Annotated in this window: 19 protein-coding genes; 8 read left to right on the top strand and 11 right to left on the bottom strand. The window is 64.4% G+C overall.

The features are described from left to right. Positions 1-412, bottom strand: a 412-nt coding sequence (locus tag Q0176_RS02020; RefSeq protein WP_299298700.1) for a hypothetical protein, incomplete at its 3' end; no start/stop codon positions are given. Between Q0176_RS02020 and Q0176_RS02015 the strand changes: the two genes are divergently transcribed. The 7 genes from Q0176_RS02015 (at position 312) to Q0176_RS01985 (ending at position 8,036) form a co-directional block, all read left to right on the top strand. Then, a complete protein-coding gene (locus tag Q0176_RS02015) occupies positions 312-1,487 on the top strand; it encodes a cytosine permease (protein WP_299298697.1) in 1,176 nt (391 codons plus the stop codon). The two genes, Q0176_RS02020 and Q0176_RS02015, sit on opposite strands and share 101 nt — an antisense overlap. 3 nt (positions 1,488-1,490) lie before the next feature. After that, positions 1,491-2,318 (top strand): nitrilase-related carbon-nitrogen hydrolase, encoded by an 828-nt coding sequence (locus Q0176_RS02010; RefSeq protein ID WP_299298694.1) that lies wholly within the window; start codon positions 1,491-1,493, stop codon positions 2,316-2,318. A gap of 247 nt (positions 2,319-2,565) precedes the next feature. Further along, a complete protein-coding gene (locus Q0176_RS02005; RefSeq protein WP_299298691.1) occupies positions 2,566-4,221 on the top strand; it encodes an OPT/YSL family transporter in 1,656 nt (551 codons plus the stop codon). 84 nt (positions 4,222-4,305) lie between these two features. Continuing rightward, entirely contained in the window at positions 4,306-5,367 is a 1,062-nt protein-coding gene (locus Q0176_RS02000; protein ID WP_299298688.1) for a DUF917 family protein, read from the top strand. A 21-nt stretch (positions 5,368-5,388) separates the two neighbouring features. Further along, positions 5,389-6,333 (top strand): DUF1177 domain-containing protein, encoded by a 945-nt coding sequence (locus Q0176_RS01995; protein WP_299298685.1) that lies wholly within the window; start codon positions 5,389-5,391, stop codon positions 6,331-6,333. Positions 6,334-6,388: 55 nt separating this feature from the next. Then, positions 6,389-7,060, top strand: a complete 672-nt coding sequence (locus tag Q0176_RS01990) for an AroM family protein (RefSeq protein WP_299298683.1) — start codon at positions 6,389-6,391, stop codon at positions 7,058-7,060. A 31-nt stretch (positions 7,061-7,091) separates the two neighbouring features. Beyond that, positions 7,092-8,036, top strand: a complete 945-nt coding sequence (locus Q0176_RS01985) for an aminopeptidase (protein ID WP_299298681.1) — start codon at positions 7,092-7,094, stop codon at positions 8,034-8,036. Positions 8,037-8,448: 412 nt separating this feature from the next. Here Q0176_RS01985 and Q0176_RS01980 read toward each other — a convergent pair whose 3' ends face one another. The 9 genes from Q0176_RS01980 to Q0176_RS01940 form a co-directional block, all read right to left on the bottom strand. Next, positions 8,449-11,742 (bottom strand): right-handed parallel beta-helix repeat-containing protein, encoded by a 3,294-nt coding sequence (locus Q0176_RS01980; protein WP_299298679.1) that lies wholly within the window; start codon positions 11,740-11,742, stop codon positions 8,449-8,451. Positions 11,743-11,746: 4 nt separating this feature from the next. Continuing rightward, positions 11,747-13,621 (bottom strand): hypothetical protein, encoded by a 1,875-nt coding sequence (locus Q0176_RS01975; protein WP_299298677.1) that lies wholly within the window; start codon positions 13,619-13,621, stop codon positions 11,747-11,749. Positions 13,622-13,668: 47 nt separating this feature from the next. After that, positions 13,669-15,798, bottom strand: a complete 2,130-nt coding sequence (locus Q0176_RS01970) for a thioredoxin domain-containing protein (RefSeq protein ID WP_299298675.1) — start codon at positions 15,796-15,798, stop codon at positions 13,669-13,671. A gap of 4 nt (positions 15,799-15,802) precedes the next feature. Beyond that, positions 15,803-16,444: an HAD family hydrolase gene (locus Q0176_RS01965; protein ID WP_299298673.1), complete on the bottom strand. Its 642-nt coding sequence runs from the start codon at positions 16,442-16,444 to the stop codon at positions 15,803-15,805. A 13-nt stretch (positions 16,445-16,457) separates the two neighbouring features. Next, positions 16,458-17,582 (bottom strand): hypothetical protein, encoded by a 1,125-nt coding sequence (locus Q0176_RS01960; protein WP_299298671.1) that lies wholly within the window; start codon positions 17,580-17,582, stop codon positions 16,458-16,460. 27 nt (positions 17,583-17,609) lie between these two features. Continuing rightward, the gene (locus Q0176_RS01955) at positions 17,610-17,975 is read right to left on the bottom strand and encodes a diacylglycerol kinase (RefSeq protein ID WP_299298669.1); all 366 of its coding nucleotides are present in this window, start codon (positions 17,973-17,975) and stop codon (positions 17,610-17,612) included. A 37-nt stretch (positions 17,976-18,012) separates the two neighbouring features. Continuing rightward, positions 18,013-19,665 carry a 5'-nucleotidase C-terminal domain-containing protein gene (locus tag Q0176_RS01950; RefSeq protein WP_299298667.1) on the bottom strand — a complete coding sequence of 551 codons (1,653 nt, stop codon included), beginning with the start codon at positions 19,663-19,665 and terminating at the stop codon, positions 18,013-18,015. 190 nt (positions 19,666-19,855) lie between these two features. Continuing rightward, positions 19,856-20,953: a redox-regulated ATPase YchF gene (gene ychF, locus Q0176_RS01945; RefSeq protein ID WP_299298665.1), complete on the bottom strand. Its 1,098-nt coding sequence runs from the start codon at positions 20,951-20,953 to the stop codon at positions 19,856-19,858. A 114-nt stretch (positions 20,954-21,067) separates the two neighbouring features. After that, positions 21,068-22,405, bottom strand: a complete 1,338-nt coding sequence (locus tag Q0176_RS01940; protein ID WP_299298663.1) for an MATE family efflux transporter — start codon at positions 22,403-22,405, stop codon at positions 21,068-21,070. Positions 22,406-22,779: 374 nt separating this feature from the next. On the opposite strand from Q0176_RS01940, the gene Q0176_RS01935 reads away from it, so the two are divergent. Next, a complete protein-coding gene (locus tag Q0176_RS01935) occupies positions 22,780-23,949 on the top strand; it encodes an amidohydrolase (RefSeq protein ID WP_299298661.1) in 1,170 nt (389 codons plus the stop codon). A gap of 37 nt (positions 23,950-23,986) precedes the next feature. Here Q0176_RS01935 and Q0176_RS01930 read toward each other — a convergent pair. After that, the coding region (locus tag Q0176_RS01930; RefSeq protein ID WP_299298659.1) for a PucR family transcriptional regulator at positions 23,987-25,031 on the bottom strand (1,045 nt) is incomplete at its 5' end.

The following is a 25,031-nucleotide window of genomic DNA, read 5'->3' as shown; positions in this document are numbered from 1 at the left end:
GACCCCATCCGCTTCTCCAGCCCCAGATGCTCGGCGGCTCGTCCTTGGCCTTTCGGGTGTTAACCGGGTTGTCCATCGGCATAATCCCGAATTTGATCTCGAATTTCCTTTGTGCTCCAGGGCTAACTCTTGGAGCGTGTCTTTGTGCTTTCGAGGAGTGGAAGATTATCCCTTGTTTTCGATCTCTTGAAGTAATATAACGTTCTCGCTCCAGGAAGGAAACGAACCAAGGAGGGATTTCGATGTCAGAGAGGGAGGAGCTCATTCTCAATCCGATTCCGAAAGATGAACGTACCGGTTGGAAGGCTCCATTGTTCAATATCCTGGGATGCAACGTGGCCATTTCGGAATTGATGGTGGGAGGGGCTTTGATCGCGGGGTTGTCCCTGAGGGACTTGATTGGCGTTTCCATTGCGGGAAACCTTCTCCTGGTTCTGATTTTATGCCTGCAGGGTTATATGGGATGCAGGGAAGGCATGAATACCTATGTATTGGCCCAGAGGGCCTTCGGAAAAAAAGGAGGGCAGATGATCATTGCCCTGATCTTGGGCATCACCAGTTTTGGGTGGTTTGGAATCCAGGCCGGGGTGGCCGGCCTTTCCCTTCAGAAAATCTTTCCCAGCCTGAACCTCACCCTGGTTGTCGTGGTTTTGGGCATCCTCATGATGCTTTTTGCGGCCATGGGATTCAATACAATGGCCCTATTCAATTATATCGCCGTTCCTCCGCTGATCCTGCTGATGATCTGGGGGGTTTCGCAAATTGTTGCGGGAGGGAATTGGGAAGCACTCTGGACCTATACCCCGAGCAAGCCGATCTCCATAACGGATGGAATCAACAGCGTCGTTGGCCTGATAATCGTGGGAGCCGTCATCTCCCCTGACTACCTGCGTTATACTCGAGGAATCAAGGATATTTTCTATATCGGCCTGATAGGCTTCGCCCTCATCTCCATATTCCAGCAGGTTGCGGCGGGGATGATCGCAATGAACGCTCCCTCCTGGGATATCACGGAGGTTCTGGCGAAACAGGGCTTCTCGAGCATAGCTTTTTTGATCCTGCTGTTGGCGGCCTGGTCGACGAACCTCTCCAATGCCTATTCCGGAGGATTGGCCTTGAAAACTCTCTTTCCGTCTTTCCGCCGTGTGACGCTGACAATGATCGCGGGACTGATCGGGACTGCCATAGCGGCCTCGGGAATCATCTTCAAGTTCATTGCCTTTTTGAGTTTTCTGAGCATGCTGGTGCCGCCTATCGCCGGTGTGATGTGGGCGGATTATTATGGCCTCAATCACAGACGCTTGGTCCTGTCGGATGGGATTCGTTGGACCGCGGTCCTTTCCTGGCTTGCGGGCGCCCTGGTGTCCTGGGTTTCCTCCTCCTGCTCCTTCGGCTTGCCGCCCATCAACGGGATTGTCGTGGCCGGCGTCGTTCATTACATTCTCTCGTGCAGTAGCCGGAAAAAATTTTCTTCCATGGAGGGATGACCCTTGGATAAAAAGATCAGGATCGGCATGGTTCAGTTTGAGGGAAACTTGGGCGATGTCCATTCCAACATCGTGCATGCCCGGGAGCTGATCGGTTCTGCCGCTGCGCAGGGTGCGGATATCGTCTGTCTGCCGGAACTCTTCGCAACGGGCTATAACCTTTCTTTGTTGGCGGAAAAAACGGTATCTCTCGGCTGCGCCCATTACGAATACATAGTTGCGGAAATGGCCGCCGCCGCAAAGGATAATCGCGTATATTTGATCGCGCCAGCAGGACGTAAGACGGAAATGGAGGGAATCCTTACGAATTCCGCCCTCCTTTTCGACCAGAATGGTGCATTGACCGGGTATTTCGACAAGTCCCACCTATGGGCGCTGGAACGCCTTTATTACAGGGAAGGCAATGCTTATCCCGTGTTCGACATAAAATTGCAGGACAGGTCGACCAGAATCGGCATCATGATTTGCTACGATGCAGGGTTTCCCGAGTCCTGCAGAAGCCTGGCTCTGCAGGGGGCGGAGATCGTCTTTTGCCCGGCCGCCTGGCGAATACAGGATGTAGATATGTGGGATCTGAATCTTTCTCAAAGAGCATTGGAAAATCTGCTGTTCGTCGTCGGAGTTAACAGATTCGGACATGAAGGGGACCTGGAGCTTTTTGGAAAAAGCAAAATCTGCAACCCCAGAGGCAGAGTTTTGAGGGAGCTTCCCATGGATAGAGAATCCGTCGATGTCTTTGAAATCGATCTGATGGACGTGGAGCGCTTCAGGACCGAGATCCCATATCTTCGGGACAGAAAGCCCCATATTTACGGGGAACTGCTGAAGTGAGGCATCCTTCGGTCTCAAACCCGGAGGATTGCCGCGGAAGAGATTTCAAGTCCGCTCCCGCCACCATCGGACAGTGCTTTCCGCGCGCGGCGCTTCCATGCGGAACACCTTCGACTCGCTCCGCCGCCTTACCGAGACGAGGGGGGAAGCACGCGCTCTTTCACGCTGCCCTATAACTTGGGACCGTTCGATCCGTATTTGCGGAAACCCCTGAATTGGAGTCTGGGGAGAGAAAGGAGATAGTGTCGTGGAAAACAGGATCAAGGGGAGCCCGCACATCAAGGCATTGGAGGGAAACACATTTATTCTGAGCGTTCTCGTTTCGGCGGCCTCGGCGATAATCTGCATGCAGATCATCTCCAGGATTGGTTTTACGCCGAATACCTCGATCATTGGCGCTCTGATCGCCATGATGCTGGCCCGGATCCCCATGGAGGGGATGAGAAAATTTCGTTCTCTGGATCGTCAGAACCTCGTGCAGACCATGACCTCCGCGGCAGGGTTCGCTGCAGCTAACTGCACGTTGCTTGCGGTCTCCATCTTTTACTCCTACGGGGATCTCAAGCTGCTGTACCCCATGCTGCTGGGGTCGGGCATCGCGACCTTGATCGGGATGCATCTGGTCTATCGGACCTTCGACTCCGAGCTCTTCCCGGCGACGGGATCCTGGCCTCCCGGCATCGCGACGGCCCAGGCCCTGATCGCCGGGGACGAGGGAGGAAAAAAAGGGCGCAGCCTCCTGTTTGGAATCCTCCTTGGAGCTCTGGGCAGCAGTCAGCTCTTTTCCTTCCCCTCCCTGGGGATCAAGGGGTTGCCTATGGCCGGCATCGGCATCGCCTTCATCGCCAATGTCTTCGCAATGATCGCCCTGGCGCTCGGACTGATCGTGCGAGGATATTTTTCCCACCTCGCGCCCTTCCTGGAATCTGCCGCACCGTTCTTCGGCATGGACAGCCTCCCCGCAGATCTGGGAAAAACCTACATTCCCCATGGTTTCATGATTGGAGCCGGGCTCGTTTCCCTTGTTCAGGCCCTGCGGATCATCTTCGCCAGCCCCCGAGGCGGCAAGCGCCCCGATCCTGAGGAGACATACTCGGTTTCTCCTGTGGCCCTGAAGCGGACCCTGGTGCTTCACATCCTTCTTTTTGCCGTGGGCGCCGTGCTCTTAGCGGTGCTGGGAGGCCTTTGGGGCGAAATGCCGTCGGAAAAACTCGTCCTCTGGATTGTATGGTGTGCCTTCTCGGCCTCTGTGGCCCCGGTGCTTGTAGGGCTCTCCGCCATGCACTCCGGATGGTTCCCGGGCTTCGCCGTCTCGATCATCTTTTTGAGCCTGGGGATTTTCATGGGGTTTCCGCCTCATGCCCTGGCCTTGCTGACCGGCTATGTTGCCAGTACCGGCCCCTGCTTTGCGGATATGGGCTATGACCTCAAGACGGGGTGGATCGTACGGGGGCGTGGGGCCGATCCGCTTTACGAGATGGATGGCCGTCGGCAGCAGATGATCGCGGAGCTCTTGGGTGGAGTCATCGCTCTTGTGGTCACGGGGCTCCTGATGAATCTGCATTTCCGCCTGAACATGATCCCTCCCGTAAGCAAGGTGTTCGCCGCGACCATCAAGGCGGGGCTCAGCGAGGACATTCTCAGGCAGCTGCTTTGCGCCGCGTTTTTTGGTGGTTTGCTGCAGTTCCTCGGAGGCGCCGGGAGAGCGTTGGGAATCCTGTTTGCCACCGGACTCCTGATCAACAATCCCGTATACGGTGTGGGCCTGCTCGTTGCATTGCTGATCCGGTGGCCCCTGGAGAGGAAGTTCAAATCGGAGCTCGAGATCTATGGCGGCGGGTTCGTTGCGGGAGATGGGATTTATGGTTTTATCAATGCCCTGGTCCGGAGCTTCGGAGGGTAGATCGATGCGGATTTCGCGGCGGGAGCCCCGTTGGCCTGGAGCGGGGGGGTGCTTTGCCCTGTCTTTGTCGATGAGGTGTGAATGATGTCCGCTACGGTTCTTTCTCGGGAGACTGCAGAGGCCGCGCTGTTGGGCGGTGCGGTTTTGGGCGGCGGCGGTGGAGGAAGCCTGCAGAGGGGGCGGATAAATGCGGAGGCGGCTCTGTCCCTGGGGGAAGTACGTCTTTTGGACGTGGGCGATGTGGAGCCGGATGCGACTTTGGTTACGGGTTCTGCGGTCGGGGCTCCCGCTTCGAAGGAGGCTCAGGCTCTTCCGAAGGATTATGTCCGGGCCATGGAGCTGCTGTCGGAGAATGGCTGCCCGCAGCTTAGCGGATTCATCCCAAACGAATGCGGCGGAAGCTCCATAACGAACGGTTGGATCTCCGCGGCGCTGATGGGGCTTCCCGTTGTGGATGCTCCGTGTAACGGCAGAGCTCATCCTACGGGGGTTATGGGCTCGATGGGGCTGCATCGGGATCCCCATTACGTGTCCCGTCAGGCCGCCGTGGGAGGAGATTCGGAGAAGGGCCTGTATCTCGAGGTCTTCGTCTCGGGGGGAATCGAGCTTGCCGCCTCCGTGGTGCGTCATGCGGCCGACCGGGCCGGCGGGCTCGTGGCTGTAGCCCGTAACCCCGTCAAGGCCTCTTACGCCGGAAAATTCGGAGCACCGGGGGCCCTGAGGCAGGCTATTGCATTGGGCATGCACATGCTGGATTCGCAGTCGGGGGGAGGAGAGGTTGTTGTCCGCTCGATAGTCGACTTTCTCGGTGGCTCGGTGGTCCTTCGTTCCGAGGTCTCCGAGATCGTTCTGGAGACCCGCGGAGGGTTCGACGTCGGCCGGGTACTCCTTGGGCCTTGTGAGATGACATTCTGGAACGAGTACATGACCCTGGAGCTTTGCAGAAAACGCCTTGGAACCTTTCCGGACCTGATCATGACGCTGCGAGAGGACTCCGGCCTGCCTGTAACGACTGCGGAACTGCGTGAGGGGGACCGCGTGTTCGTCATTCATGTCCCCGCGGAGCGGCTGATTCTGGGCGAGGGCATGCGGTGCGGGGAACTGCTTCGTGCCGTCGAGCCCATTGTGGGGAAGCCCATTTTATAACTTATCCAATGGAGGCGGACGATGTCCATAAAATATGTGATGGAGTCTTATGAGCTGCTGGACAGCCCTTCGGCGTCCGGGGAGGCCGTGCGGAACGCCCTGATCGATGTGGGGTGTGAGGCCCGGACGATCGAGGTCAGGACGGTCGAGGGGCCCAAGGGACATACGGATTTCGTCAAGGTCTGGTTTCATGGTAAGAAGGGGAAGCACGGCGGCGGTACGGCTCCGACCCTGGGGATCGTTGGACGCCTGGGCGGGGTCGGAGCCCGTCCGGAGAAGGTGGGCCTGGTATCCGACGCGGATGGGGCCGTGGCCGCCGTTGCGGTGGCCCTGAAGCTGGGGAGGATGGCGAAGCTGGGGGATGTTCTGGATGGGGATGTCTTCGTCTCCACCCATATCTGTCCCGATGCGCCCACGAGTCCGCACGACCCCGTCCCCTTCATGGATTCCCCCATCAACATGCAGATTGCCAACGCGGAGGAGATGCATCCGGACCTCGACGCGGTGCTCTCGATCGATACGACACGGGGCAACAGGGTTGTCAATCACCGCGGTTTCGCCATCTCTCCCACGGTCAAGGAGGGCTACATCCTGCGGGTCAGCGAGGATCTGCTCGATATCATGAGTTATGTCACGGGCAGGATGCCGCAGGTCTTCCCGATTACGACCCAGGACATCACCCCCTACGGCAACGAGCTCTATCATCTGAACAGCATCCTGCAGCCCTGCACGGCAACCCGCGCTCCGGTCGTGGGCGTGGCCCTGACGGCGGAGACCGCGGTCCCGGGGTGTGCCACGGGCGCCTCTCAGGTCTCGGACATCGAGTCGACGGTGCGATTCGTCATCGAGGTCGGCAAAGCCTTCGGGGAGGGGAAGCTGCGTTTCTACGACCCTGAGGAGTTCGAACGGATCCTCGGCCTGTACGGACCTATGAACCACCTGCAGACCCCGGGAAAAAAGATCTGACCTTCCCGGAGGACGTGCCGGGATGGGTGGATGGATTCAGAGGAGGTCGGATTCGATGAAACACGTTGTCGGGACGGTGACGATCGGCCAGACCCCGCGCACGGATGTGATCCCGGAGCTCTCCGCGATTCTGGGGGACGTGACGGTACGGGAGGCCGGGGCCCTCGACGGGCTGTCGCGCGCGGAAATTGCCGGTCTGGCGCCGCAGCACGGCGATTATGTCCTGGTGACGCGGCTGGCGGACGGATCGTCCGTTCAGGTCGCCGAGCGCCACATCACGCCGAGGGTCGCCGCGAAAATAAAGGAGCACTTCGACGCGGGGGTTCCCCTGGTGCTCCTGCTCTGCACCGGAGAGTTCCCCGAGTTCCCGGAGGGCGGCCTGCTGGTTCGGCCTCAGAGGGTCCTGTTCCATGTCGTCCGTGCGGTGGCGGAGGGGAAACGGCTGGGCATCCTCACCCCCTCGGCGGATCAGGTTCCTCAATCCGAGGAGCGGTGGCGTCAGCTTGGAGGGGCCGTGAAGTCCGTCCCCGCCTCGCCGTATGTCGATGCGGAGGCGGCCGTCGAGAGGGCGTCGCGCGAACTCGGGGAATGGGGGGCGGAGCTTCTGATCCTGGACTGCATCGGTTATTCCGAGTCCATGAGGAGGGCGGCGGGGGCGGTCGCCGGGGCGCCCGCGGTCTCGGGGCGGGGAATGGCCGCCCGCGTCGTCCGGGAACTCATCGGATAAGCCCCGGCATCGTTCGAAGGAGGCCGTTTTGATGGAGTTGACGGAGGTTTCCAGGCAGCTCTTGAGGGAGAACATGGGGCTGAAACCCGGAGAGACCTTGCTGGTCCTCTATGACGAGACCACGCTGCGGATAGGGGAGAGCCTTTTTGAGGCCGGCGTCGCGTTGGGCGCGCAGGCCGTGGCTCTGAGGATGCCGGTGCTGAGCCGGAACGGAGAGGAGCCGTTCCCCGTCGTATCCGGGGCCATGGCGGCCTCCGATGTGGTGGTCGCGGCCACGGCGACCTCCCTGACCCACACTCAGGCCAGGAAGAGCGCCTGCAAGGCGGGAGCCCGCGTGGCGACCATGCCGAAGATTACGGAGGACATGTTCTTCAACGGCCCGGTCACGGCGGACTACAACGTGGTCATGGAGCTGACGCGAAAGGTGGCGGCCTGTCTCGATGCGGCCGGAACCGCCGAGCTGCGTTCGGGAGGGTGCGTACTGACGATGTCCCTCGAGGGGCGTAGAGGGATCGTCAGCGGAGGAATCTACCGGGACAAAGGGGAGTCGGGCAACCTTCCGACGGGGGAGGCCTACATCGCTCCCATCGAGGGGACGGCGGAAGGGGAGGCCGTCATCGACGGTTCCTTTGCCGGGCTGGGCATCCTCAGGGAACCTCTCAAGCTGACGTTTGAAAAGGGACTCATGGTCCGGGCGGAGGGTGCGGACGCCGAACGGCTGATGGCGATGCTGGGCGGGAACCCCGTGGCCGGAAACCTGGCCGAGCTCGGGATCGGCACCAACGACAAGGCGCGGGTGACCGGGGTGATCCTGGAGGACGAGAAGATCTACGGGACGGTCCATATCGCCCTGGGGAGCAACGACACCTTTGGAGGGACCGTTGCCGCGGGGATCCATGTGGATGGGATCATCACGAGGCCCGAGCTGTCTCTGGACGGACGGGTCCTGGTGAGGGACGGCAAGGTCCTGGTCTGATATCCGGGGAAGCGCTGACTTGAGACAAAAACGCACGCTTTGCCAAGGATCAATATGCAAAACATCTCTGGGCAAAAGAGGTAAAAATCTTCAGCGCTTCCCCGGAATAAACGTGGGGCTTTGACCCAAACGCACATCTTGGATTTGCATTTTTCGAGCCTGCCGGCGTCGATACGGCATCTGCGGCCTGCGCCCGCGGATAAGCAGAGAGCCAGCGAGGAACGAGCTGTGCGAATCGCTTAGGGGCTTTACCAGAGCTGGTCGTCTGCTGCGCCGAACAGCAACAACTGTGTTGCCGTTCGGCATAAAGCGGACCGAAGGTTTACGGCTTGCCGTACCGACACGGTCTCTGTGGCCTGCGGCCACAGGGGGCCGGTCGTCTGCTTAAGGGACTGGCTGCGAAAGTTGGAGGCTATCCCCTCTTCCTTCGAAGGAGGGCGGCTGCGAAAATCAACGCAAGTCCGCTGACTCCCGCGTCGCATCCACCGCCGCCGCCCTCGCCCTTGTTCCCGCCGCCGCTCTTCGCTTTCTGGAGCAGGCCCATGGCGCCCGAGATCGTCCCGTCGGCAACGCCGTCCGGGACCACCAGGAGCCCCTCGACGATCCGCGTCCCGGTCTTTGCCGGCGAGGCGGCCGGGCCCGTGGCGTCCGCCACGAAGGCGGTCAGCTCCAGGGTCGCCCCATTGTTGCCGCTCGTCACTTTCAGCGCGCCCGAGGAGATGGACTGAGATGCGGCCGCACCGTCGGTTCCCACGACCGTATAGGCCTCCCCGCCCGCGGAGATGAAGGCCGGCTTCAGGACGTCGAGGAGCTCCTGGGGCTCGACCTTCGTCACCTTGCGCCCCATCAGCGTGCTCAGCTCATCCCAGGACAGGCTCCATCGGTACCTCAGAGGCAGCAGGTCGCCCTTTCTGCGCCCGCCGAGGGAGACGTCGATCGTGGGCCTGGAGGTGCTCCAGCCCTGCGCGGAGGGGAGCTGCCCCGTCTTGAAGCGGATGGCGGTCCTGGACTTCAGCTCCGTCACCTGGACGGCGGAGGTCCCCCAGGCGTCGCGGAACGCCTTTTGGAAGGCGGAGGCCTTCACCCTCGCCGGGTCGGAGTCCGCAATGGTGAGGCCTGCGCCCTGCGCGCTCAGCAGGTCGTTGAACTCGCCCAGCATCTTCCAGATCTCGGGGTGGACGTTAGTGTAGCTCATCTCCTCCCGGACGGTGAGGTCCGCGGAGTCCGCGACGGTTTTCTGCCGGTTCACCGCGACGCTGATGACGGTCCTGCCCATGGAACAGGCGTAGAGGTTGCCGAAGGCGTCGATGCGCGCCACGCCGGGATTGCTGCTGGACCATGTGACCTTTTCGGAGCTCGAGGTCGTCCCGTTCGCGTAGACGACCGTCGCGGTGAGGGTTGCGGTCTGGCCGACCCGGGTCAGGGTGTTGGGGATGCCGCTCATCCGAACGGATTTGATCGTAAGGGATGGGTCGGCGCCGGGGTCGTTGCCTCCGCCCTGTTTCTCCTCGACGGCCCCGATGTCCTTTTTGCCGTTCGTCGGCTGAGGACGGGCGACGCCCCTCGCGTCCTCGGCCGGGAAGCTCGGCAGGTGGGAGGGGATGGCGTCCATGGCCCTGCTGTCCGCCGCGAGGGCGTCCGCCTCGTTCAAGGCGATCGTCCGGAGTGTGCCGGATGCCGACCCCGTGCCGACGGTGGGGCCGGAGTTGTCCGCAAGGCCGTTGGAACCGAAGAACGTGGCGGAGGTCCAGCCCTCCTGCTGACGGTCCGTCTCGGTGTCCCCGTTCACGGAGGGGTTCGCCCAGGACGTGTCGCCGGCGCTGGAGCCCTGGACGCCGAACCTGGCGATGCGGTTGTAGCCGCCCGTGGAGATGATCCCGCCGCCCCTGTAGATGTCCGCGCCGAAGTCGGACTTGTTGCCGACGACGATGCTGCCGGCAAGCGTCAGGTTCCCGTTATTCAGAAAGATCCCGCCGCCCCGGCACTCCCCGGCGCCCGTCGTGGCGTTCTCGAGGGCGAGGGTGCAGTTTCTGACGGTGAAGGGCCCGTCCAGGAACAGGGCCCCGCCGAGGCTCTTCGCGTCTCCCTTCGTGCTGTTTCCGGCAAAGGTGCCGTTGCTGATGTCGGAGAGCTCCGCTACCGAGATGCGGACGGCGCCGCCCTGGGCCTCGTTCGGGCTCTGGCTCAGGTTCCCCGCAAAGGTGGAGCGCCCGATCTCCGCCTTCTTCAGCTTCAGGAAGAGCGCGCCGCCCTGGCCCGACCGGGCGATGCCGCCCGCGGTGTTCCCCTCCATGAGGGTGGCGGACATCTGGAAGGTCGCCGTCGTCTTGTCGAGGATAAACGCGCCGCCGTCGCCCTGAGAGGCGTTCCTCTGGAAGAGGCTGGAGGCGATCCCGGAGGAGTCCCCCGCGAAGACGGCGCCCCCCCTCCCGGCGGCGGAGTTGTCCCGGAAGGCGGTATGCTCCAGCGTGACCCCCGAATTGGCCATCACGGCCCCTCCGCTGCCCGTCATCGCCTTGTTGTCGGTGAACAGCGTGTTCTTGGCGGAAAGGGAGGTCTTGCTGAACAGGGCGCCCCCGTCCTTTCGGGCGACCTGGCCCGCGAATACGATGGGGTCGCTCCCGGACGGCTCGACCTTGATCTCCTTGGCCCAGATGGCCCCGCCGCCGTCGTCCGGTCCGGTTCCCTCGGCCTTGTTGCCGGCCTCGAAGGCCCCGCCCGTGACCATAGCCGTCCCGGCCGCGCAGATGGCCCCGCCGGACTCGGACGCCGTATTTCCGGCGAAGCTCCCTCCGGCGACGGTGAGGTCGGACGCTGCGAAGACGGCGCCCCCCTGGGCCGCGCCGTTGGTCCTGAAGACGAACTTGTCCGTCAGCGTCGCCGTGCCTTCAACGTAGAGCGCGCCGCCCTTGCCCGTAGCCGTGTTCCCCGTGAAGGTCAGGGTCCTGCCTGAGGCGAAGGCGAGGGATGCCGTCCAAATGGCGCCGCCGTCGGCCGCGCTGTTGCCGCCGAATTCCTGGTCCGCGTTGAAGACGACCGCTGCGCTGCCGGGGATATGGAGGGCCCCGCCGTTTTCCGTCGCACGGTTTGCGGAGAACGCATTGCCGTTGAAGGTGGCTCGGGATCCCGAGGAGCCGCTCAGGGCCACGGCCCCGCCGTTCTTGGCCGTGTTGTTCTCGAAGCGGACGCCCGCGGGGAACTCCACGTCCGCCCCGTCCAGGTAGACGGCCCCGCCGCTGTCCGCCGCGGAGTTATGGTCGAAGGCCACCGTTCCGGAGAGCGTGACCGCGCCGGAGACGCTGAGGGCCCCGCCGTTGCCCGTGGACCGGTTGTTCCGGAATGTGCCGCCCTCGAACGTCGCCTTGCCGCCCGATGCGACGGAGACGCCGCCTCCATTGCCTCCTCCCTCGAACGTGACGCCCTTGAAGGTGGGGCCGTTGCCTGCGGCGCTCTGAACCTCGAAGTGCCGGAAGGCCCCGCCCGCGGTCAGCTTTTTCCCGGCTCCGTCTATCTTGGCGTCCAGCGATACGGGGATCGCCGAGGTAATCGCGATGTCCGAGCCAAGCCGGATGTCCAGGCTGACCGGGTTCTTCACGGCGTCCCTCAGCTCGGCGTAGCTGTTGACGATGGTCGTATCGGCCTCCGCGCCGGAGCAGAACGACAGGCACGCCAGGGCCAGCAGGCCGGGGATCAAAAACCTTTTCATCTCTCTACCTCCCTTTGCGAATCAGCAGCGCCGCGGCCAGAAGGCCCATCATCCCCAGCCCCAGGCTGTCGCAGCCCCCGCCGCCGCTCTTCTCCTTATTCGTCGGGTTGCTCGGGTTCTCCTTGTAGTCCGCCGGGGCGGCGTAGAAGGTCAGGTTCCAGCGGTTGTCGGAGGTCCCGTCCCTCAGGACCAGGAAGTCGTTCTCCGTGGTCGGCGTCCTGTCGGACACGACGCGCAGGGCCGGCCGCGACCCGCTGCCCGTGCCGTCCATCAGCATGGCGATGAAGCTCACCGTGATCACGCCGCGTTCCTCGTCCAGAAAGATCTTGACCAGCCTGTCGTAGTACCCCTGTTTCTCCAGTTCCTGGATCAGGTTCCAGTCGTTCTCGTTCCCGCTGCGCAGGTAGAGGCTGAAGTTGCGCGCGAATTCGCTCTTGATGTCGCCCGTCTCGTGCCACTGGTCGAGCAGCCCCTCCCACTTGGGGGCCACCAGCAGGTGCGTGCGGGGCAGGTTGAAGGTAATGTGCAGGGGCAGCAGGCCCTCGGCCCCTTCCCTCCGGGCCGAGCCGGGGATGGACGCGTCGACGGCGAAGGAGGCGATGACGTCCCCGGCCACGTAGGTGTTGCGGACGACGCCGGAGGTCACGGTCCGTCCCTCGGGCGCCCTCACGGCCGATGCGTCCATCGCCCTGGCGACGTTCTTGAGAAAGTCCGTGCTGGCGGCGCGGGGGTTGAAGGCGGCGGCCTTCCAGATGCTGGGCTCGCGCCCCTCGGCGGGGGCCGACGCCGTCCCGAGGTCCAGGCCGAAGATGATCCTGTGGTTCAGGATCAGTTCGCGGAACCCCGCCGCGGGATCGACGGGATAGAGCCGCAGCGCCCTCTTCATCCCCTCGTTGACGTTGAAGCGCTGGTTGTAGACGGTCTTGAGGCCTGGCGCGACATGGCTGATGTCGTTGAGTTGGAATCGGGGCGGTACGTCCTTGAAGCTCTGGGAGCGCGGCAGGTCGAAGGCCCAGTAGGTGGGGACCAGGTGCGTCCAGGCGTAGCTGTCGTAGCGCTGCACCGCGTAGCGGATGCCCGTGTGGTTCGTGACCTCCGTGGTCAGACGGTAGTCGATCCTGTCGTGTGCGGGCCACTCGGGGACGGGGACGAACACCCACTGGGCGCTCTCCGTCGTCTTGTCGTCCGTCACGTCCCACATGAAGTTGTCGTAGGCCGTCATGTCGCCCAGTCCCGCGGAGTTGGGCTCGCGCAGGATGGCCCGGAAGAGCAGCGGCTCGGCCTCCGCCGTTCCGTCCGCGACGTTGGCGATGACGAAGGGCACCAGAAGGGTCTGGGACGGGGTGGAGGGATAGTGGGACGAGGGGTTCTGGTGGAAGGCGAAGTTGCCCCTCACGCTGCCGAATTTCCCCTGCTCCCTGTTCTTGACGAAGAGAAAATCGTATCCGCCGTTCCCCAGCGGGGTCTTGCGCGTGGAGTAGAAGGGGTTGTCCACCAGGCCGTCCGGCGTGACCGCGTCGCCGGGCCCCGAATAGTCGAATCCGACCTTCATCGAGGCCTGGGTTCCCGTCAGCACCAGGAACATCGCGCGGATGTCCCGGTTGGCCTCGTCCCCCAGGGGCTCCTCCGTGCGCCCGTTCATAATGACAACGGAGTTGCGGTCGCTCACGATGTCCCCGCTGACCTTCATGGGGACCTGGGCCGCCGCGTCGCCCACCGTGTCCATGCCCCCGGTGATCACCATCCACTGGGCGCCCACGCCGCTTGGGCCGAAAAGGTCGTCGAAACGGTAGTTCGCTCCGGCCTCCGTGCCGGACAGCAGAAGGCACGAAAGGCAAAGGACCAGCGCGCCGCCTGCGACCCTGAAAACACTTCTCATGGCAAAACCTCCTTGTCTTGGATCTCCCTATGTTTGCGACCGGAAATCTACCTGTCCCTCAATCCCGACCGACGGGTCCGGGAGAGGCGGCGTTCGCTCCGCGCCGCCGCCCGATCCCGTCGGGACCGCTCCGGATGGCTGCGAGGCGTCCCCTCGTCCTCACGGGGCTCCGCAGCCGATACGGGGGCCTCCTCGGATTGGGCTTCGGCGGCCTCCGCAGGGGGCTCTCTGCCCTCGTCCGTTTCGGACTCCGCCTCCGCCGCCCTGACCGGTCTCAGCATCCCCGAGGCGGTGATCAGGGAGAGATGATCCAGGGGGCGCAGCGCGGCGGCCCGGGCGAAACAGGCGACGATCTCCCGGGCCCGCTCCATGTAGCTTCGTTCGCCGAGGGCGGAGCTCAGCTCGGCCAGCCCCATGGCCGCGAGGGCATTGGCCGAGGGGGCCGCGTCGTCGCTCGCCGTCTTGCGCCTCAGAAAGATGTTGGGGTCGTCCGAGGAGGAGAGGAACAGCCCCCCGTCCTCGGGGTCCCAGAACTCCTCCATGAGCTTGCCCGTCAGGGACTCGGCGTAGCGCAGCCAGTCCCTCAGCTGTTTTTTCCGTGCCCCGGCGGCCGCCGCGGCGCGGTGAAGCTCCATGACGCCCCACAGCAGCGCCGCGTAGTCCCCGGGGAGGGCGGGAATCCCCGCCTCTCCGCCGCGGTACCGCCGCCTCCAGCTGCCCCTGGGGTCCGGCAGGGCCTTTTGGAGGAACAGGGCGGCCCGCTCGGCGGAGAGCCTCCATTCCGTCTGCCCGAATGCCGAGGAGGCGCGGGCCAGGGCCCCGATCATGAGGCCGTTCCAATCCATGAGCACCTTGTCGTCCACGGCGGGCGGCGTCCGCCGCGAGCGGGCCTCCAGAAGGATGGCCCGGTCCCGGGCGAGGCGATCCTCCGCCTCGGTCGCTCGGATCCCGTAGCGCCGCGACAGTTCCGTGACGGTCGAGGCCTCGTAGAGGATGTTCTGTCCCGTCCGCATTCCCGTCATCTCGTGTCCGAAGTTTCCGCCGGGCAGGACGGCGTAGGCGGCGCAGAACAGGCCGCGGTCCCCCTCCGGGAGCAGCCGGAGGACCTCCTCCTCCGTCCAGAGGTAGTAGCGCCCCTCCCCCTCCTCGCTGTCCGCGTCGAGGGACGTTCGGAAGCAGGACTCCGGGGCGGTGAAATCCCGCTGCACGCATCCGACGATGTCCTCCGCCAGGGTGCGGTAGAACGGGTCGGGACGGATCTCGTGGGCCAGCGCCGCGGTCAGGAGCAGCAGGGCCTGATCGGCGAGCATCTTCTCGAAGTGGGGAACGAGCCACTGCTCGTCCGTGGCGTAGCGCGCGAACCCGCCGCCCAGATGGTCGTGGATGCCGCCCCTCCACATGCGGCGGAGGGTCAGGTCCGCCATGCCCAGGAGCGTCTCGCGCTCCTGCGTGGAGTTGATGGCCGATCGGGCCTGTTCCAGCAGGAAGAGAAGGCGCGGCGCGGCCGGGAACTTGGGCGCGAACCCGAACCCGCCCCACTGCGGGTCGAAGAGTCCCTGGAGCTCGTTGAGGGCGCTTCGGGCCGATGCGGCGCCCACCCGGCCCCCCGAGACGAACTTCAGGTGGGCGGCCAGCGTCTCCGCCAGGCTGTCGGCCCCTCGGATCACGTCCTCGCGCTGCATGGACCACAGCCACTTGACGCGCGGCAGGATGTCCGTCAGCCCCGGCATCCGGCCCGTCGTCCTCTTGGGCAGCCACGTGGCCGCGAAGAAGGGCCTGCCCTCGGGGGTCAGAAAGAGGTTCAGGGGCCAGCCTCCGTTGCCGTTCTGGATGTGGCATATGTCCATGAAGAGCCCGTCCAGATCGGGCCGCTCCTCCCGGTCCACCTTGACGGCGACGCAGACGTCGTTCATGAGGTCCGCCACCTCGGGGTCGGAGAAACATTCCCGCTCCATGACGTGGCACCAGTGGCACGAGGAATAGCCGATCGAGAGGAATATGGGTTTGTCCTCCCTGCGCGCGGCCTCGAATGCCTCGTCCCCCCACGGGTACCAGGCTATGGGGTTGTCGGCGTGTTGGAGCAGGTAGGGGCTGGACTCGTCCGACAGACGATTCCTTGGGGGGGATGGGGGGGTGCCCGCCGTCCCCGGGTTGGTCGAGAGGTCCCTGTAGATCAAGCGGTCATTCCCTCCCATCCTCCTCCACGATCCCGGGCAGCTCGTCGAGGGAGCCGACGGCGCGCCACGCCCCCAGCTCCAGAAGCTGCTCCTTCGTGAAGTTGCCCTGCGCCGTGCCGATCGCCCGTGTCCCCGCTGCGAGGGCCGTCCTGACGTCGATGTCGGAGTCCCCGACGTAGACGGTCCGGTCCGCGGGGACTCCGAAACGATCCATGAGGCTCAGGAGCATCCCGGGCTCGGGCTTGTAGGGCAGGTGGTCCGAGGGGCCGACGATCGCGTCGAAATAATGGGCCGTTCCGCTCCTCTCCATGGCCGTCCTCGGGGCGTTCCGGTTCGAGGCGACGGCCAGGATCAAGCCCATCTCCCGAAGGCGGGGCAGGATCGTCCTCGTCTCGGGGAAGGGGCGGATCATGGAGTGTTCGAGCGGCGCGACCTTGTCGCGGTACAGCTCCAGCCACTCGGGCCGGCAGTCGCCCAGGGTGCCGATCATGAACTCCCTCATGGGCATGGCGATGTACCGCATCACCTGAGCGTGGGTGGCCCTGGGACGGCCGACCGCCTCGGCCACCAGATTGAGCCCCGCCAGGATGGCGTGGCTCGAGTCCACGATCGTCATATCGTGGTCGAAGATCATCAGTTTGATCATAAAGCCCTCTCCATTACTGATGATGCCCGGTTGTTCCGAGGACCTTCTCCAGGGTCTCCTGAAGCAGTTTCCTGGCGGAGTCCTCCGAAAGTTTCCCGTTTCCCTTCAGGCGGTTCAGGATATATTCATAGATCTTGCACAGCTCCTGCCCATGCGGGCTCAGCTCGCCCGATTCGAGGCGGGATTCCTTCGTTTGAAGGTCCTCCAGCGCGGCGAGGGCGATGCAGGCGAGGACGTACTCATCGGGAGTTGCGCTTCCCTCCGGCAGCAAGGGCTCGGAGGACACCCCCCGGGAGAGCATACAGTTGACATCCGTCCTCAACGCGCTGAAGTTCGTGGTGAGCTCCAGGTCGATATACATGTCGATGTAGATTCGCTGAAACTCCGACTCGGGAGGCGTGTTGGGGCTCGCGGCGGCGGTCCTGGGCGGCTCCGGGGCCTCGTGTCGTTGGGCGGACGGAGCGGGAGCCGGTGCGTCGGACGGAACGGGGGCCGGCGCGACGGATGGGGCGGGAGCCGGTGCGGCGGACGGAACGGGAGCCGGCGCGGCGGACGGAGCGGGAGCCGGCGCGGCGGATGGAGCGGGAGCCGACGCAGCGGACGGAACGGGAGCCGACGCAGCGGACGGAACGGGAGCCGGCGCGGCGGATGGACCGGAGGCCGCTCTCGGAGCGGGGGCGGGCAGGACAATGGGGCTGGCGGCGACGGCGGAATCGGGTGCGATCCACGAGTGTGTCCTGTCCGGGACCGGGGCCGAAACCCCTTGTTCCTGAGGCCGCAAAGGGACATCGGGCTGCGGCGCAGGGGCGGCCTGAGCGCCGAGCGAGGGCTCCGTCCATGGATCATGGACCACAAAATCGGTCGTGATGTCGATGGCCTTGCCCTGAACCGCCGTCCCCGCAGGGGCGGGCGAGGGGCGGACATTTTTTCCGCTCCGGGAATTTCGCCGTACCTGCCTCAGAATGGACAGGAAGAGCCACAGCAGGAGAGGCAGGATCACCCCTACGGTGGCGTAGGGCAGCCAGTCCCGGTAGGGCTGAAGGGATCGAAGCATGGAGACGGAATCGAACCAATTCAGCAGGGGCCTGAATATCTCCATCACGCTTTGATGGAACGAGGACAAAAGGTAGAACGGCATCGGCGACATCTCCTTTGCTTTCTAGCGTCAGATGCGGAGCTGAAAGATCAGCGCCGCCCAGAGAATGACGTTGAACACGATCGCAAGGAACACGGCTGCGGAGAGCATGTCCTTCCCCGCCTTGATCTCGGCGCGATAATCCCTGTCGATCAAGTCGAAGGCCCTTTCGACCGCGCTGTTGACCAGCTCGAGGGCCATCACGGCCATCCACCCCCCGATCACGGCCAGGGAATGCGGCAGCGGAAGCCGCAGGCAGAGCAGCAGGGCGCACAGAAAGAAGAACACCACGGCCTCGTACTCGAAGGCCTGCTCCTGCCTGAAAGCCTGCAGAAGCCCGCTGAGGGAGTACCGGGTGGCGTTGTAAAGACGTTTCCATGGGGTGTAGCGTCTCAAAGGCCGCCTCCTGGAGGATGCGCCGTACCGGGAGAGCTCAAAGAGGCCGCTCCCCTTCGCGCCCCGTGACGGTGATGCGCCCTTCCTCCCGGGGGTCCGCCTTCCCCCGGCACCCGACGGCAAGATATTCGGCAAAGGCGTCGGTGTCGAGATAGGGGGTCTCGGTACGGGAGGCGCTCCTCAGAATCCCGTACTTCTCCGCGTCGTCCCCGTTGGCCATCCATCCCGTGGTGGCCACGGTGTAGGTCCCGTCGTCCGCGACCTCCTTCCATCCGCCGTCCTTGAGGACGAGGAGGGACTTCAGACGGCTGCCCAGGGTGAGCACGCGGTCGTCCTTCATGACGGTGGGGGGCTCGGAGAGGTCGTAGACGGCTTTGAGCCCGGATACCTGAAGGAACGAGCCCTTGTGGAGGCGTTTCGTGGGGTCGTAGGCGTCCGCTTCGCCCGCGATCAGGGCCGAGGCGGAGATCTCGAGCACCCTGCGCAGCTCCTTTCCCGTCAGGGTCAGCACGAAGATCCGGTCCCCGAAGGGCAGCATGTCCGCGAGGGTCCGTTCCGAGAACTTCCCCGCGGGATAGATGATGTCCCCGCGGATCCCTCCGCTGTTGATCAGGGCCACGTCCGTGCCGGCCTTGAAGCGCATGCTGTCGGTGATGAAGTTCCCGATGGGCGCCTCCCCGGTCCGCAGGGTTTTCTCCCGGGCGTCGATCGGGCGTGCGAAGTTTCCGATCACGCGGCTGAGGGCGCGCGCCAGCTTGTCCTCGTATTCGAGGGCGACCTCCAGCACTCCGGGGTCGGGTGCCGCCCGGTCCCGAATGGGAAGCAGCTTCCACGAGGTTCTTCGGGCGTCCAGCCTGCCGTCCTTGATCCTGATGCCAAGGCGCCCCACGAATTGTCCCCATACGCCGCTCCATATGAGGACGGTCTTGCCGCCCTCCGGATCCTTGATGAAGATGGGTTTGTCGGCCTCCCTGACGGGGGACCCGCATCCCGTGATGACGTGTATTCCCGCCACCGACTTGGCCAGTGCGACGCTCTCATTCTCGTAGAGGCCGCTGAGAAGGACGATGACGTCGGCGCCCTTCCGCCTCAGATCGTCCACCATCTCCCGGGCCACGGCGCTGAAATCCGGATCGAACGAGACCCCCTCGGGCTGGTTGGTCAGCCGCATAATAGCGGGGGAGAGGAGCCCGAAAAATCCCACCTTCATGTCGCCCGCCTGCAGCACGACGTTCTTCTGCAGGGTGCCCGGCAGCTCGGGGTCCCGTGTGACGAGGTTCGAGATGACGATGGGGATGTGGGTCGCGGAAAGCGCCTCCTTCAGGTGCCCCAGGCCGTAGTCGAACTCGTGCTTGCCGAGCGAGTTGACCGCGACCCCGGCCTTCTCGAGCGCGGTCATCTCGGGCCTGCCCTTGAAATAACGCCACATCGTCCCCGCGACGGCCTCTCCGGTCGCGGCGAATATGGGGTTGACGCTCTTCCTCATGTCCGCTTTCACGATTCCCGCGGCCGCGGACAGTCCCCCCATGGCGGGAAGCGACTGCTTCGCCGATGCCTTGACGGGCAGGAGGCGGCTTTGGAGATGATTGAGCGAATAAAGGGTGACCTCCCCGTCCCGGGCGTACGCGGCGCACGTCCCCACGAGGAGACAGATCGACAGGAGGAGCCTCCGGAGCAGTCGTTTTTTCATGATCGCCTCAACACTCCTTGTCCGGACAATGGACACCGCCGGGATGACGTCCGGCCGCCCGATTCGGGCCGGGGGGCGGAAGCGGCGTCCCGTATATTCTAACAGCAGTGTAGGGCTTCCCCATCCCGATTACAACCCCAATCCTCATCCCTCAAACAAAAATAGTTTGTGGGCGTCGGCTGAATGTCGGCTAGATATTGAACCGTATCTCGATCATGTCCCCGTCCCGGACCCGGTACTCCTTTCCCTCGAGCCTCAGGACGCCCTTGTCGCGGCAGGCGGCGAGCGTCGCCCCGCACGAGACGAAGTCGTCGTAGGCCACCACCTGGGCCCGGATGAATCCGCGGGCGAGGTCGGAGTGGATGGCGCCGGCCGCGTCCACCGCGGTGTCGCCGTCGTGCAGCGTCCAGGCGCGAACCTCGTCCGCGCCGCTCGTGAAGAACGACAGGAGCCCCAGCAGGCGGTACGCCTCGTGGATCAGGCGGTCCCGGCCCGGCTCGTCGATCTTCAGCTCCTTCATGAATTCCTCCTGTTCCCCCGGCTCCAGCTGCGCCAGGTCCATCTCGATGGACCCGAAGATGCGCAGGGTCAGGAGCCCCTTCTCCCCCATGGCCGCCTCCAGGGCGTCCGCGGCCGGGACGGAGCCCGTCTGCCCCTCGTCCAGGTTCAGCACCACCAGCTCCGGCTTCAGGGTCAGGAAGGCGAACCCCGACAGCGTCCTTTTCTGTTCGTCGGTCAGGGGGTACTCCCGCAGCGGCCGTTCCTCCATCAGGTGGTCCTGGAGCGCGTGCAGAAGCTCGGCCTCCGCGGCCTCCGCGGGGGTCGTCTTCTTCTTCGCCGCCTTCTCGTCCAGTCGGGAGAGCCGGTTTTCGATGACGCCCAGATCTCGGTAGATCAGCTCCATCTCCACGATTTTCCAGTCGCGCAGGGGGTCGATGGAGTTCTCCGGGTGGGGAACGTTCGGGTTCCCGAAGACCCGAACGACGTGCAACAGCGCGTCCGACTCCGAGACGAAGGAGAGGAAGGAGGTCCCCAGCCCCGCGCCCTTGCTGGCGTCCCGGGAGAGCCCCGCCAGGTCCACGAACTCCACCGTCGCGGGCGTCGCCTTTTTGGGCGCGAAGATCTCCACCAGCCTGTCGAAGCGCCTGTCCGGCACGCTGACCAACGCCCGGTTGGGCTCGGTCTTGCCGCTGGCGTAGGGCTTGACCTCCGCCCCGGCCCGGGTGATCACGTTGAAGACGGTCGACTTGCCGCAGAGCGGTAGGCCGACGATTCCACATTTCAACAAAAGAAATCCCTCCAGATCCGAACGGAACACGCGCCGGCACCGCGGCGCCGGCAATTCGTTCCCGATTTTTTCATGACGGCATCATTTCACCCTATTATTATACGCGTAGGGGCGTCATGGGCCCGTCCCGTCCTCCTCCGGACCCAGCGACCCCCTCAGGCGCCGCAGGACCAGGGCCAGGAACGCCAGGGACACCAGGCTGCCGAGGAAGGCCGCGAGGGACTGGAACCACCAGATGTGCTGCGGGGCGAACCACAGGAAGAAGAGCCGGGCCGCGGAGATGCGGAAGACGATGGAGCGCAGGATCTGGACGATCGTCCCGTAGAGCGACTGCCCGATGCCGACGAAGAACGCGCCGACGAGGATCAGGAAGACGCTGCAAGGATAGGAGGGGACGGACGCCCTGATGGCCCGGACGGCCATCTCGGTCGTCTCCTGCGAGGGGCGGAAGATCCCCAGGAAGAGCCTCGGCCAGACGTAGATGACCGCGCCGATCGAGCCCATCAGGATCATGCCCAGCAGGAGCGCGGAGCGCAGGCCCGCGGTCATGCGGTCCAGGTCCCGCCTGCCGTAGTTGTAGGCGACGTAGGGGATGAGCGCCATGTAGAGGCCGAAGAGGAAGTTGAACGCCAGGTCCTCCACCCTCATGCCCAGCATCCATGCGGAGACCGCGCGGTGCCCGTAGTTCATCAGGATGCTGTTGGTCCCGCCCATCCCCATGGCCACGCTGGCCGTCGTCAGGGCTATGGGGACGCCGATCCGGAGGATGGGGCCCCACCAGGCGCAGAGCTCCGTCCTGGGATGGAGGAGAGGCGGCACGGGGATGGCGCTGATGCGCGGCATCTTCCTCAGGAGGTAGAGCACCGAGACGACCCGCGAAAGACAGGTTGCGGAGGCCGCGCCCGATACGCCCCAGCCGAACGTGAAGATGAAGAGCGGATCGAGGAGCATGTTGACCGTGTTGGCGAGGGCGATGGCCTTGAAGGGCGTCAGGGTGTCCCCCTGGGCGCGGGCGGTGGTGTTGGCGATGTAGGTGTAGCCGATGAACGGCAGCATGAGCGGCGTCCACAGGTTGTAGAGCCAGCACAGCCGCAGCAGCTCGGGGTCCCCTCCGGCCCCGAGCGCCTTGAACAGGGCGCCCGATACCGGGGGCAGGAGCATCGGTGCGGACAGGAGGCAGACGAGATAGAGCAGGGCCAGGGCGCTGCGCGCGACGTGCCGGGCGGTATCGGGGTCATGTCGGCCCAGGTGGCGTCCCATGAGCGCGGCCGCGCCGCCGCCCACGCACTCGAGCGTGGCGAAGGCGCACAGGTTGACGGGCAGGTTGAAGGACATGGCGGCCATGGGCAGCTCGCCCAGCCAGGAGACGAAGATGGTGTCCACCAGTCCCAGCAGGCCGTTGAACAGGAAGAGTCCCACCGAGGGCACGGCCAGGACGATCAGCGCCCTCATGGGGCTGTCCTTCTCGAGGTCGGCGCGGCCGGAAAGAAGGGACGTCCAGGGGCGGGGGAAAACGGCTTCTCGGTTTGTCGGCGGCTTTGGCGGCACGGTCATGCGTTCCCTCCCGAACGAGAATGTAATGCAAAGAGTCATGACGGAAAACAGGGGCGCCCATCCTCGCTCGCGGCCGGGGAAGAGGGGAGAGTCGTCGAGTCCAGGCCATTATAGCGCATCCCCCGTGCTCCGGGTCCCTTGACGGAGGCTCGAAGCGATACGCTATAATACCCGGCGGGGATGGATTTCGCGCATGGTCTCGGATGGCCGGGGGCCGAAGGGCGTAGGCCGTTTCGAGAGAACCATGCGATTCTTACCAGGGGGGCGAGTTCTTGAGTTCCACGGACAAAAAGTATCTCGTGGGGGCCGAGGTCTGGACGGGCACGGGACAACGTCTGAAGAAGGGCGTCGTCGTCCTGGAGGGAGGCCGCATCGCCCAGGTCGGGGAGGATATCCCCGTTCCGGCGGGGGCCGATGTCGCCGACCTCGGAGGGTGTCTCGTCACCCCGGGGCTGATCGATGCCCACGTCCACATGGGGACCTACAACGAGGGGTTCCCCGAGAGCATGCAGGATGCCAACGACATGGTGGAGCCCGTGCTGCCTCAGCTTCGCATTCTCGACGCCCTCTATCCCGGGGACACGTCTTTTTCCGACGCCCTTTCGGGCGGCGTGACCTGCGTGCAGTCTTTGCCGGGGAGCGGCAACGTCATCGGCGGCCAGGGCATGGTGGTCAAGACGAAGCCCGACATCGTGGAGCGGATGGCGGTTCTGCCGTGCTCCGCGATGAAGGCCGCGCTGGGGGAGAACCCGGTGCGCGTCTACAATGCCAAGGGCAAGCTGCCGAACACCCGCATGGGGAACGCCTGGCTGATGCGCGACGCCCTCGTGAGGGCGCGGAACTACGGGGCGAAGCGCGATGCCGCGGCGAAGAAGGGGGAGCCCTTCGACCGCGACCTTGGTATGGAGGCGCTTCTTTCCGTCCTGGACGGGACGATGCCGTTCCGGGTCCACTGCCACCGCCTGGACGACATCCAGACGGCGGTCCGCATCTCCGAGGAGTTCGGCCTGCGCTATACCATCGAGCACTGCACGGAGGGGCACCTCGTCGCGCCCTGGCTGGCGGAGAAAAAGGTCTTTGCCGCCGTGGGGCCGACGCTCTCGTCGAAACCCAAGATCGAGCTCCGCAACAAGTCCTGGGATACGCCCGTGACGCTCTGGAGGGCCGGTGTCCACTTCTGCATCATCACGGACCACCCGGTCATTCCCATTGAGCACCAGATCGTCTGCGCCTCCTTGGCCGTGAAGGCGGGGCTGCCCCCGGACGAGGCGCTGAGGGCGGTGACCCTGTATGCCGCCGAGCACCTGGGGCTGGAGAAGCGGATGGGGTCCATCGAGCCCGGCAAGGACGCCGACCTGGCGGTCTGGGACGGGGACCCTCTGGACGCCCGGACGCACGTCGTCAAGACCTTCATCGACGGCGCGGAGGTCTACAGCCGCTGAGGCGGGGCGTCCCCCAAATTCCTCATTTCGAGATGCGTCATTTCGAGAGATGGATCAGCAGCGCCAGGGAAAGGCGCAGGAAGGGAAATCCGCTCAGGCTTCCCGGGGGCAGGAGGGATTCGATCTTCCCGAGGCGGTAACGAAGGGTATTGCGGTGAAGGTGCAGCGTCCTGGCGGTCTCCTTATGATTGCGGTCGCACAGGATAAAGGCATGGAGCGTATTGATCAGCTCGGCATCGTGCCGGGCATCGTAGTCCATAAGCGGGGCAAGCAGAAGCCGTGCGGAACGATGCGCTCCTTCGGGGGCGCTGTTCCGCAGCAGGGGGACGAAGAGCTCCATGTCCTCGAACGCATGGGCCCCCCCATCCAGGCCGAGAAGGCCGAACAGACCCAGGACCCATTTCGCCTCCTCATAAGATTTCCTGAAATCCTTGAGCCGATGAAATCCCCCCATGGCAATACGGGCCCCTCCCGCCAGGAGGGAAAGGGAATTGGAGAGCGCCTCCGAAACCTCATCGGGACGGGACATCAGGACGATGGTCTCGGATGAGGTCCGGACCGCGGCAAAGAGGCCGACCCCGCGCATCAGGGACCTGAGTGCGCTCACCCCCATCTCGGCCCCTGCGTCCCGAAAAGCGATGAGAACCACCTGGACCCGAGTGTCCAGGGGAAAGCCCGCCTCCTCGAAGCGGAGGAGCGAGCGCATGGGGGAGTCCCCGAACAGGGCCTCCTCGAGGCAGTCGTCCAAAATGCCGCCGAACGAGGGATCCTCCCGCTCATCCGCCAGGATCGCCTCCATGGCGGCACGAATGGCATGGGAGTAGCGAAGCTCCGAGGGCAGCAGGACGATCGGAAAGTCGTTCTCGTCCGCGTACGCATAAAATTCGTCCGGCAGCCTGTCCAGGAAACGCCCCAGCTTGACCCCCAGCCCGGCCGCCCCGTTCCGGACCAGGCTGCGCAGAAAATCCATGAAGGCGGCCTCCTCCCCGTGCAGGGCATAGGCCGTAGTGAGGAAGAACACGTCGGGGCTCACCCAGAAGCGGATGTCCGGGACCTCGGCAATATCGATATAGCGTACCCGC

Source organism: uncultured Fretibacterium sp. (genome assembly GCF_938040765.1).
Taxonomy (GTDB): Bacteria; Synergistota; Synergistia; order Synergistales; family Aminobacteriaceae; genus CAJPSE01.
Note: the sequence above shows the minus strand (reverse complement) of the source record. Positions and strands in the feature narration are given on the sequence as shown.

What these genes read in the sequence shown, in the direction of transcription:
- Q0176_RS02000 (WP_299298688.1), top strand. Translation starts at nt 4,306, where the DNA reads ATGTCCGCTACGGTTCTTTCTCGGGAGACTGCAGAGGCCGCGCTGTTG.
- Q0176_RS01995 (WP_299298685.1), top strand. Translation starts at nt 5,389, where the DNA reads ATGTCCATAAAATATGTGATGGAGTCTTATGAGCTGCTGGACAGCCCT.
- Q0176_RS01990 (WP_299298683.1), top strand. Translation starts at nt 6,389, where the DNA reads ATGAAACACGTTGTCGGGACGGTGACGATCGGCCAGACCCCGCGCACG.
- Q0176_RS01985 (WP_299298681.1), top strand. Translation starts at nt 7,092, where the DNA reads ATGGAGTTGACGGAGGTTTCCAGGCAGCTCTTGAGGGAGAACATGGGG.
- Q0176_RS01980 (WP_299298679.1), bottom strand. Translation starts at nt 11,742, where the DNA reads ATGAAAAGGTTTTTGATCCCCGGCCTGCTGGCCCTGGCGTGCCTGTCG.
- Q0176_RS01975 (WP_299298677.1), bottom strand. Translation starts at nt 13,621, where the DNA reads ATGAGAAGTGTTTTCAGGGTCGCAGGCGGCGCGCTGGTCCTTTGCCTT.
- Q0176_RS01965 (WP_299298673.1), bottom strand. Translation starts at nt 16,444, where the DNA reads ATGATCAAACTGATGATCTTCGACCACGATATGACGATCGTGGACTCG.
- Q0176_RS01960 (WP_299298671.1), bottom strand. Translation starts at nt 17,582, where the DNA reads ATGCCGTTCTACCTTTTGTCCTCGTTCCATCAAAGCGTGATGGAGATA.
- Q0176_RS01950 (WP_299298667.1), bottom strand. Translation starts at nt 19,665, where the DNA reads ATGAAAAAACGACTGCTCCGGAGGCTCCTCCTGTCGATCTGTCTCCTC.
- Q0176_RS01940 (WP_299298663.1), bottom strand. Translation starts at nt 22,405, where the DNA reads ATGAGGGCGCTGATCGTCCTGGCCGTGCCCTCGGTGGGACTCTTCCTG.